This window comes from Billgrantia hypersalina (assembly GCF_052584175.1).
Window position 1 is genome coordinate 58,329 of the sequence record NZ_JBMIQI010000009.1, and the last position, 9,481, is coordinate 67,809.

At 65.1% G+C, this 9,481-nt stretch carries 10 protein-coding genes; 3 read left to right on the forward strand and 7 right to left on the reverse strand.

The annotated features are described in order from the left end of the window. Position 1: 1 nt before the first annotated feature. The 6 genes from ACOJCM_RS06555 to ACOJCM_RS06580 form a co-directional block, all read right to left on the reverse strand. Positions 2-460 (reverse strand): DUF4426 domain-containing protein, encoded by a 459-nt coding sequence (locus ACOJCM_RS06555; protein WP_445211263.1) that lies wholly within the window; start codon positions 458-460, stop codon positions 2-4. Positions 461-485: 25 nt separating this feature from the next. Then, positions 486-1,088, reverse strand: a complete 603-nt coding sequence (gene metW, locus ACOJCM_RS06560) for a methionine biosynthesis protein MetW (protein ID WP_445211273.1) — start codon at positions 1,086-1,088, stop codon at positions 486-488. Further along, positions 1,088-2,245 carry a homoserine O-succinyltransferase MetX gene (metX, locus tag ACOJCM_RS06565; RefSeq protein ID WP_445211264.1) on the reverse strand — a complete coding sequence of 386 codons (1,158 nt, stop codon included), beginning with the start codon at positions 2,243-2,245 and terminating at the stop codon, positions 1,088-1,090. Before metX ends, metW begins: the two co-directional genes overlap by 1 nt. 47 nt (positions 2,246-2,292) lie before the next feature. Continuing rightward, a complete protein-coding gene (locus ACOJCM_RS06570; RefSeq protein WP_445211265.1) occupies positions 2,293-2,883 on the reverse strand; it encodes a YggT family protein in 591 nt (196 codons plus the stop codon). A gap of 56 nt (positions 2,884-2,939) precedes the next feature. Further along, entirely contained in the window at positions 2,940-3,764 is an 825-nt protein-coding gene (proC, locus tag ACOJCM_RS06575; RefSeq protein WP_445211266.1) for a pyrroline-5-carboxylate reductase, read from the reverse strand. A 65-nt stretch (positions 3,765-3,829) separates the two neighbouring features. Next, entirely contained in the window at positions 3,830-4,540 is a 711-nt protein-coding gene (locus ACOJCM_RS06580) for a YggS family pyridoxal phosphate-dependent enzyme (protein ID WP_445211267.1), read from the reverse strand. A gap of 79 nt (positions 4,541-4,619) precedes the next feature. On the opposite strand from ACOJCM_RS06580, the gene ACOJCM_RS06585 reads away from it, so the two are divergent. Next, positions 4,620-5,654: a type IV pilus twitching motility protein PilT gene (locus ACOJCM_RS06585; protein WP_445211268.1), complete on the forward strand. Its 1,035-nt coding sequence runs from the start codon at positions 4,620-4,622 to the stop codon at positions 5,652-5,654. Between the two features lie 27 nt (positions 5,655-5,681). Further along, the gene (locus tag ACOJCM_RS06590) at positions 5,682-6,824 is read left to right on the forward strand and encodes a PilT/PilU family type 4a pilus ATPase (RefSeq protein WP_445211269.1); all 1,143 of its coding nucleotides are present in this window, start codon (positions 5,682-5,684) and stop codon (positions 6,822-6,824) included. Between the two features lie 50 nt (positions 6,825-6,874). Here ACOJCM_RS06590 and ACOJCM_RS06595 read toward each other — a convergent pair whose 3' ends face one another. Then, a complete protein-coding gene (locus tag ACOJCM_RS06595) occupies positions 6,875-8,005 on the reverse strand; it encodes an anhydro-N-acetylmuramic acid kinase (protein WP_445211270.1) in 1,131 nt (376 codons plus the stop codon). Between the two features lie 117 nt (positions 8,006-8,122). Between ACOJCM_RS06595 and tyrS the strand changes: the two genes are divergently transcribed. Further along, positions 8,123-9,322, forward strand: a complete 1,200-nt coding sequence (gene tyrS / locus ACOJCM_RS06600; RefSeq protein ID WP_445211271.1) for a tyrosine--tRNA ligase — start codon at positions 8,123-8,125, stop codon at positions 9,320-9,322. Positions 9,323-9,481: the final 159 nt, after the last annotated feature.

Here is a 9,481-nt window from a genome sequence, read left to right on the forward strand (position 1 = left end):
CTCAGCCGTCGATATGAAAGCGCTGGATGAAGCTCACTTCGGCAGGCTCATGGTTGCGGTCGTAGCGAACCTCAAGGGCGAAGTGCATGGGCTCGTCGTCGCGAATGCGGAAAACGGCAACCTGCGACTGCGTTTCGCCGCTGCGCAGGGTGCGGAAGGCGAGCGGGGTATGCTCGCCGGCCTGCAAGGCGCTCACCGTACCTTCGACCCGGGCGTTGACCGGTCGCAGTTCGCCATCGTCCTCCTCCAGAACGCTGACGTTGAGCAACGCCATGGCGGGGCTGCGCTGAATGCCGTGGGCCTCGGCCACGGAAGGGGGCAGGAAGCTGGTGCTTACGGCGCTGTAGTGAATCTGGTAGTCACCGACCCGCTCGAACTGTTGGGCTTGGCCCTGCAGCGGCAGCAGCCCCAGCAGCAGGGCCAGGGCCAGGCGATGGCGTGGCAGGATGCGTTTCAGCATGGGCGTTCTCCATGGCGAGTACTGCTCAACGGCGATTTTGACGCTCGACGCGAAAGATGGCGATCTCGCCGAACAGGTTGGGCCAGAGTCGCGTGGCCCAGTGTCCCTCGTGGTCGCCGATTCCCACGGCACGGTCGGTAATCTTGAGCCCCTTCTCGCGGCACAGGTGCTCGAAGTCGTTAAAGGTCGACAGGTGAATGTTGGGCGTGTCGTACCAGGCGTAGGGCAGCGATTTCGACACCGGCATGTAGCCGCGTATGCCGAGGTGCACCCGGTGACGCCAGTAGGCGAAGTTGGGAAAGGTAATGATGCATTCGTCAGCGACGCGCAGCATTTCGTCGAGCATGCGGTCGGGGCGACGCAGCGCTTGCAGCGCCTGGGTCATGACCACCAGGTCGTATGTGTCGTCCTCGAAATTGACCAGCCCCTCGTCGAGGTTCTGCTCGATCACGCTCACGCCCTTGGCGATGCACGCCGTGATGCCCTCGGGGTCGATCTCCAGGCCGTAGCCGGTGACACCCTTGTCGCGCCCCAGGGCCTCGAGCAACGTGCCGTCGCCACAGGCCAGGTCGAGGATATGAGCGCCATCGGGCACCCAGCGATGTATCAGCTCCAGGTCGGCGCGCATCATGCGGTCTCCTCGAGGCCCAGCTCGCGGGCGGCACGCGCCATGAAGGCGGCGAATATGGCCTGGTAGCGCGGCTCCGGCAGCAGGAAGGCGTCGTGGCCGTGGGGTGAGTCGATGTCGACGTAGCTCACCGGCTTGCCGGCGCGAATCAGGGCGTTGGCCAGCTCACGCGAACGCGAGGGCGGGAAGCGCCAGTCGCTGGTGAAGCTCACCACCAGAAAGGGGCACTGGCTGGGCGCGACGGCGTCGGCCAGCACGCCGCCGTGGTCGGCCGCGGGATCGAAATAGTCGAGTGCCTTGGTCATCAACAGGTAGGTATTGGCATCGAAGGCGGTGGAGAAGGTGTCTCCCTGGTAGCGCAGGTAGGACTCGACCTGGAACTCCACGTCATAGCCGAAGTTGAGGTCCTGGCTACGCAAGTCGCGACCGAACTTGCTGCCCATCGCGTCTTCCGAAAGGTAGGTGATGTGCCCAACCATCCGCGCCAGCTTCAGGCCACGGCGCGGCGCGGTGCCGCGTTCGGCATACCAACCCTCGTGAAAGTCGGGGTCCGAGCGAATCGCCTGTCGCGCTACCTCGTTGAAGGCAATGTTCTGCGCCGAGAGCTTGGGTGTGGCGGCGATGATGACGGCGTTGGCGACTCGCTCGGGATAGGTCAGGCTCCACTGCAGCGCCTGCATGCCCCCGAGGCTTCCGCCGATCACGGCAGCGAAGCGCTCGATGCCCAGCCGGTCGGCCAGGCGGGCCTGGCTGTGCACCCAGTCGCTCACCGTGACCATGGGGAAATCGGGCCCCCACTGGCGGCCGCTGGCGGGATTCTCGCTGTTCGGCCCGGTGCTGCCGTGGCAGCCGCCAAGGTTGTTCAGCGACACCACGAAGAAGCGGTTGGTATCGATGGATTTCCCGGGGCCGATGTGTGCGTCCCACCAGCCCGGCTTGCGTTCGTCAAGGGTGTGGTACCCGGCGGCATGGTGGTGGCCCGACAGGGCGTGGCAGATCAATACCGCATTGGAGCGCTCCGCGTTCAGGGTGCCATAGGTCTCGAAGACCAGGTCGTAGGCGGGCAGGGTCCTGCCGCAGGCCAGGGCCAGAGGGTCGTCGAAGTGAGCCTTCTGGGGCGTCACCAGGCCGACCGAATCGTCGGGGTGCTCGGGCATCTTGTCGTTCTATGTCCAGTCGTTGAGGTCCGTCACACGGACAGGTCTCACAGGCCCACCAGGGCGCCGGCGATACCGGCGGCACGTGCCAGTGCGCCGACCACCATACCATCGATGAGGCTGATGGCGATGAAGACCACGATCGGCGACAGGTCGATCATGCCCAGCGGCGGAATGACCCGGCGCACCGGTGCCATGATCGGCTCAACCAGTTGCATCACCAGCAGCGCCCCGGGATGGCTGGCATTGGGCGCGACCCAGCTCAGGATGATCATCACGATCAGGGCGAAGAAATAGATCTTGAGGATGGCATTGGCAATGGCTGCCACGGCGCCGATGGCCACTTGGGTGAGCGGCGGCATGCCGATGCCGGCGATCTGAAGGATCACCACGATGCTGACGGCCTTGAGCACGAAGGCGGCGGCCAGGGTGGCCAGGTCGAAGCGCCCCATCACCGGGCCGAGGAAGCTCTGAAACGGCCTTACCACTGGCTGTGTGACCTTCACCACCGACTGGCTGATGGGGTTGTAGTAGTCGGCCTGCGACGCCTGCAGCAGAAAGCGCAGCATCATCAGGAACAGGTAGATGTTGATCAGGGTGTTGACCAGCAGCAGGCCGGCATTTCCCAGTTGGCCCATGTGGGCTCCTCCATATCGTCGAAAGGCCGCTCCGTTTACGCGAGCGACCTGAAAGGCTAACGCTTGCCGAGCTCTTCTGCCATCTCGCGGGCGCGAGCGGCACAGGCTTCCATGGCATCGGCCAGCATGCCACGCAGGCCGGCCTGCTCGAGATGTTCCACCGCTCGCTCGGTGGTACCGCCAGGCGACATCACGTTGCGCTTGAGCCGGTCCGGGGTATGTTCGCTGTCCTGCGCCATCTTGGCCGCGCCCAGTGCCGTCTGGATCGCCAGGCGGCGCGCGGTTTCGGCCGGCAGGCCGAGCTTGACGCCGGCCTCCTCCATGGCCTCGAACATCAGGAAGAAGTAGGCCGGTGCACTTCCCGATACGGCAGTGACGGCATCCAGCAGGCTCTCCTCATCCACCCACTCGACCAGACCCACGGCTTCGAGGAGCTCGGTTGCCTGTTGGCGCTGCGCGGCGTTGACCTCGGGCGAGGCGAACAGGCCGGCGGCGCCAACGCCGACCAGCGAGGGGGTGTTGGGCATGCAGCGCACCAGCGGCAGGCCGCCGCCCAGCCAGGTCTGCAGCGATTCGGCGGACAGGCCGGCCGCCACCGAGATGATCAACGGCCGGTGGCGCTGCAGGGTATCGCGAAGCCCTTCGCAGACATCGCGCATGACTTGCGGCTTCACCGCCAGCACCACGATATCGGCATCGCCTACCGCCGCCGCATTGTCGGTATCGGTGCGAATGCCCAGGCGTTCACGGAGCGGTGCCAGGAATTGATCGCTGGGTGACGTGGCGGTGATGGCATTGGCCGGGTGGCCGTTGGCGATCATGCCGCCGATAATGGCGCCTGCCATGTTGCCGGCGCCGATGAAGGTGACTCTGCTGGCCATTGCGATCCGTCCTTCTTTTATCATTTGCTTTGCGTGGCCGGCTGGCAGCCATGCGGGTACGCCGCCTAGCGACGCGAGGTGTCTCGTGTACCGAAAATGGCCGTGCCCAGGCGTACCAGGGTGGCACCCTCCAGCACGGCGGCTTCCAGGTCGTCGCTCATGCCCATCGACAGGGTGTCGAGCGGGGCATCGGGGAAGCGCTGGCGCAGCGTTTCCAGGGCACGGCGCAGTCGGGCCAGGGGCTCGCGCTGACGTGCCAGATCCTCGGCCGGGGCCGGGATGGCCATCAACCCACGTAGCCGCAGCCGCGGCAACGATAGCACCGCTTGCGCCAGGCTCTCCAACTCATTGAAAGCGATGCCCGACTTGCTGGACTCTCCGCTGACATTGACCTGCAGGCAGACCTGCAGCGGCCCCAGTGCCTCGGGGCGCTGGTCGTTCAGGCGACGTGCGATCTTCTCGCGGTCGACGCTGTGGACCCAGTCGAAGTGTTCAGCGACGGCCCGCGTCTTGTTGGCCTGCAAGGGGCCGATGAAATGCCAGACGATGTCCTCCAGGTCGGCCAGCTCGGCCTGCTTCTCCAACGCTTCCTGGACGTAGTTCTCACCGAACTCGCGCTGACCCAGCTTCCACGCCTCGCGGATCATGCCGGCCGGCTTGGTCTTGCTGACCGCGAGCAGTCGCGCCGCCTCGGCAGGGCGTTCCGCCGAGGCGAGGGCCTGGGCCAGGCGTTCGCGAGCACTGGCCAGCGACTCTGAAAGCATGGTATCCGTCATGTCTGCCACATGATGTCCGTTATGTCCGCAAGGTCTGTCATACTCGCTGGAACCTCAAACCGGGGAGCTGGGGAATCGCATGGATATTACCGAACTGCTGGCGTTCTCGGCAAAGCAGAACGCCTCCGACCTGCATCTGTCGGCCGGATTGCCGCCGATGATTCGCGTCGACGGCGACATTCGCCGGCTCAACGTGCCCGCCATGGAGGATCGCGAGGTTCGCAAGCTGATCTACGACATCATGGGCGACCGCCAGCGTCGCGACTACGAGGAATTCTTCGAGACTGACTTCTCCTTCGAGGTCCCCGGAGTCGCGCGTTTTCGTGTCAATGCATTCAACCAGGCCCGCGGCGCCGGTGCGGTGTTTCGCACCATCCCCAGCGAAGTGCTGACCATGGAAGACCTGGAGCTGGGCGACGTCTTCCGCCGCCTGGCGCTGTTGCCGCGTGGCCTGGTGCTGGTCACCGGTCCCACCGGTTCGGGCAAGAGCACCACCCTGGCCGCAATGATCGACTATATCAACGATCACCGTTACGACCACATTCTCACCATCGAGGATCCGGTGGAGTTCGTCCACCGCAGCAAGCGCTGCCTGATCAACCAGCGCGAAGTGCATCGCGACACCCACGGCTTCGCCCAGGCGCTGCGCAGCGCCCTGCGCGAGGACCCCGACGTGATCCTGGTCGGCGAGTTGCGCGACCTCGAGACCATTCGCCTGGCCCTGACCGCCGCCGAGACGGGCCACTTGGTATTCGGCACCCTGCACACCACGTCGGCGGCCAAGACCATCGACCGCATCATCGATGTCTTCCCCGGCGAGGAGAAGGCCATGGTCCGCTCGATGCTGTCGGAGTCGCTGCAGGCGGTGATTTCGCAGACGCTGCTCAAGCGTCGCAGCGGGGGGCGGGTCGCGGCCCACGAGATCCTTATCGCCAATGCCGCGGTGCGCAACCTGATCCGCGAGGACAAGGTGGCGCAGATTTATTCGGCGATCCAGACCGGTGGCAATCTGGGGATGCAGACCCTCGACGCCGCGCTGGCCAAGCTGGTAGCGGAGAACGTGGTCAATCGCGACGAGGCGCAGGCCCGCGCCAAGAGTATGCTGGCCAGCTGACGGCCTGGGAACATAGGGGGACGGGGAATGACAGCACAAGAATGGCTGGAGCAGCTGCTCGACATCATGGCCCGGCAGGAGGCCTCGGACCTGCTGATCTCGGTGCAGGCGCCACCCACCATCAAGACCGCGGGCAAGCTCACGGCGCTCGGTGACCAGCGGCTCTCGGTGGAGCAGGTGCGGGAGCTGGTCAACGTGGCGGTGCCGGAAGGGCTCAAGGAGCGCTTCCAGCAGGAGCGCGAGGCCAACTTCGCCCTGAGTCTCAGCGGTAGGGGACGTTTTCGGGTCAGCGCCTTTCAGCAGCGCAACCAATGGGCCATGGTCATAAGGCGCATCGCCTACGAGATTCCCCACCTCGAGGAGCTCTCGCTTCCCGCGCAGCTGGGTGAGCTGGCCAACCTCAAGCGCGGGCTGGTATTCGTGGTGGGCGGCACCGGTACCGGCAAGTCGACCACCCTGGCGTCAATGATCCAGCAGCGCAACGAGACCGTGGGTGGGCACATCATCAGCGTCGAGGACCCCATCGAGTATGTCCATCCGCACAAGAAGGCGATCATCAACCAGCGCGAAGTGGGTATCGATACCGAATCCTTCGAAGTGGCGTTGAAGAATACCCTTCGCCAGGCCCCGGACGTGGTCCTGATCGGCGAGGTGCGAACCCGCGAGACCATGGAGCACGCGCTGACCTTCGCCGAAACGGGTCACCTCTGCCTGGCAACCCTGCACGCCAACAATGCCAACCAGGCGCTCGACCGCATCATTCATTTCTTCCCGCACGAGCGCCACGAGCAGATCTGGCTCGACCTCTCGCTCAACCTGCACGCCATCGTCGCCCAGCAGCTCTTGCCGACCCGCGACGGGGGGCGCACCCCGGCCATCGAGATTCTGCTGCGCACGCCGTTGATCGCCGACCTGATCCGCAAGGGCGACGTGGGCGAGATCAAGAACGTCATGGCTCGCTCGCGCGACCAGGGCATGCAGACCTTCGATCAGGCGCTGTTCGAACTCTACAAGGCGGGCAAGATCAGCGAGCAGGTGGCCATGGTGCATGCCGACTCAGCCAATGAGCTGCGCATGATGATCAAGTACGGCGACGAGAAGAGTGACGTGCTGGCCAAGGCCCAGGACGGTGCGCAGCGGTTCTCGCTGCGCGACGACGACGACTTCTAGAAAGTACTGAATGCCTGCCTGCACGCTAAAGCGCTTCCTTGGCCCCCGCTTCAGGGTGCATAGACGCCGCCGAGGACGCGGGGGCCGGCGGCGCCGGTGACGCTGGGCAGGTTGCCGGGCAGCCCTTCCAGGCGGCGCCAGGCGAGCCAGGCAAAGGCGCCGGCTTCCAGCCAGTCGGCCGGCCACCCCCAGTCGCTGCTGGGCACCAGGGCGGTTTCAGGCAGGTGGCGGGCCAGGCGTTGCAGCAGGTCGCTATTGTGAGCGCCGCCGCCGCAGGGAATCAGGGCCGTTGCCGTGGGCGCATCGACGAGTTCGCGCGCCATCTCGATGCCCAGGGCCACGCTGGTGGCGGTCAGCTCCGCCAGGGTGGCCTGGACGTCCTCGGGATGCTCCTTTCCGGTCAGGTGCTGACTCAGCCAGTCGAGGTGGAACGCTTCCCTGCCCGTGCTGCGTGGTGGCGGTCGATGAAAGAAGGGGTCGGCGAGCAGGTGCTCCAGTAGCGTTCCGTCCACCCGCCCGGACGCTGCCCAGGTACCGTCGGCGTCGAAGCGGCCACCGCGGTGGCGTGCATGCCAGGCGTCGAGCAGGGCGTTGGCCGGGCCGGTGTCGAAACCGATGATATCGGCGCCACTTTCCTTTGGCGGCAAAAGGGTCAGGTTGGCAAAGCCGCCCAGGTTGAGGACCAGCTGCCACTGTCCCGATCGACGAAACAGAGCCTCGTGTAATGCCGGCGCCAGCGGCGCGGCCTGACCGCCCGCCGCCAGGTCGCGGCGACGGAAGTCGGCTACCACCTGGCAGCCGGTCAGCTCGGCCAGCAGGCTCGGATTGTCGAGCTGCAGGGTATAAGCGGGGCCCTCTGCGTGTCCCCAGGGGGCGTGTTCGATGGTCTGGCCATGGCTGCCGATGGCGCTGATCCGAGCTGCATCGATGGCCTGCCCGGCGAGCAGCTGCTGCACGGCATCGGCCTGGAGTCGGCTGAAGGCATCCTCGGCAGCTGCCAGTTCGGCGAAGGAAATCCGTTCGGCCTGGCACAGTCTCAACAGGCCTTCACGTAGCGTGTCGGGCATCGGCTCGGCGTGAGTCGCGAGCAGCCTGGGATATCCCGACGAGTCGATCTCGACCAGGGCGGCATCGATGCCGTCCAGGCTGGTGCCGGACATCAAGCCCACGAAAAGTGCCATCTCTTTTCTCCCCCCTAACGTGGCCGCCCCGCGAGGCGTGAAGTCATGCTACCATCCTGTCCCATTCGATGGACCCTGCCGTAGGGTGGATCAACGCAATTCGTGGAGTGGGAGACGATGACCGACGTCGCAAGCGCGCTGGCGCTGCTGAAGCGAGGCACCCAGGAGATCCTGCTGGAGGAGGAGCTGGTCAAGAAGCTCGAGTCCGGCCGCAAGCTGCGCATCAAGGCCGGTTTCGATCCGACGGCTCCCGACCTGCACCTCGGCCACAGCGTACTGTTGACCAAGATGCGGCAGTTTCAGGATTTGGGTCATCAGATCATCTTCCTGATTGGCGACTTCACCGGACGCATCGGCGATCCCACGGGCAAGAACGTGACCCGTAAGCCGCTCACCGAGGAGGAGGTTCGCGCCAACGCCCAGACCTACAAGGAGCAGGTGTTCAAGATCCTCGACCCCGACAAGACCGAGGTGCGTTTCAACTCCGAGTGGTTCGGCGAGCTCACGGCCGCCAAGATGATCGAACTGGCGGCCCAGAGCACCGTGGCTCGCATGCTCGAGCGCGACGACTTCGACAAGCGCTACAAGTCGGGCCAGCCTATCTCCATCCACGAGTTCCTTTATCCGCTGGTGCAGGGCTATGACTCCGTAGCCCTCGAGGCCGACATCGAGATGGGCGGCACCGACCAGAAGTTCAATTTGTTGATGGGTCGCGAGATCCAGAAGCACTTCGGCATGGAGCCGCAAGTCGTCATTACCATGCCGCTGCTCGAGGGGCTCGACGGCGTGCAGAAGATGTCCAAGTCGCTGGGCAACTACGTGGGCGTCGACGAGGCGCCGGGCTCGATGTTCAACAAGCTGGTATCGATGCCCGACAGCCTTATGTGGCGCTACTTCGAGCTGCTTTCGCTGAAATCGAACGAGGCGCTCGAGTCGCTCAAGCGTGACGTCGAGGCCGGTGCCAACCCGCGCGACATCAAGATGGTCCTGGCACGTGAGCTGATCGGTCGCTACCACGATGAGGAGGCCGCGGCCAGCGCCCACAAGTCGGCTGGCAACCGCCTGGCAGAAGGTGAACTGCCCGAGGACCTGCCCGAGGTGGAAGTCGACTTCGAGGGCAGCGCCCAGGCACCGATCGCCGCGGTACTCAACCGTTCGGGGCTGGCCAACAACAGCGCCCAGGCCAAGGACATGCTCGGCAACGGCCGTGTCAAGGTCGACGGCGAAGTGGTCGCCAAGGACCATATGCTCGACACCGGCAAGAGCTACGTGATTCAGGCGGGCAAGAAGCGCTATGCCAGGGTGACGCTACACTGAGTCATCCCACAGTATCCAGCCAACTGACGACAAGATCAGTTGCTCTACCAACGCCCGCCCCGTGCGGGCGTTGTCGTCTGTGGCAGCCATGCGAAACGATCCACAGCCCTGGCTCCTGCGGCCCTGTGGATAGCCTGGTGCCGTTGGTCAGGCATGGCC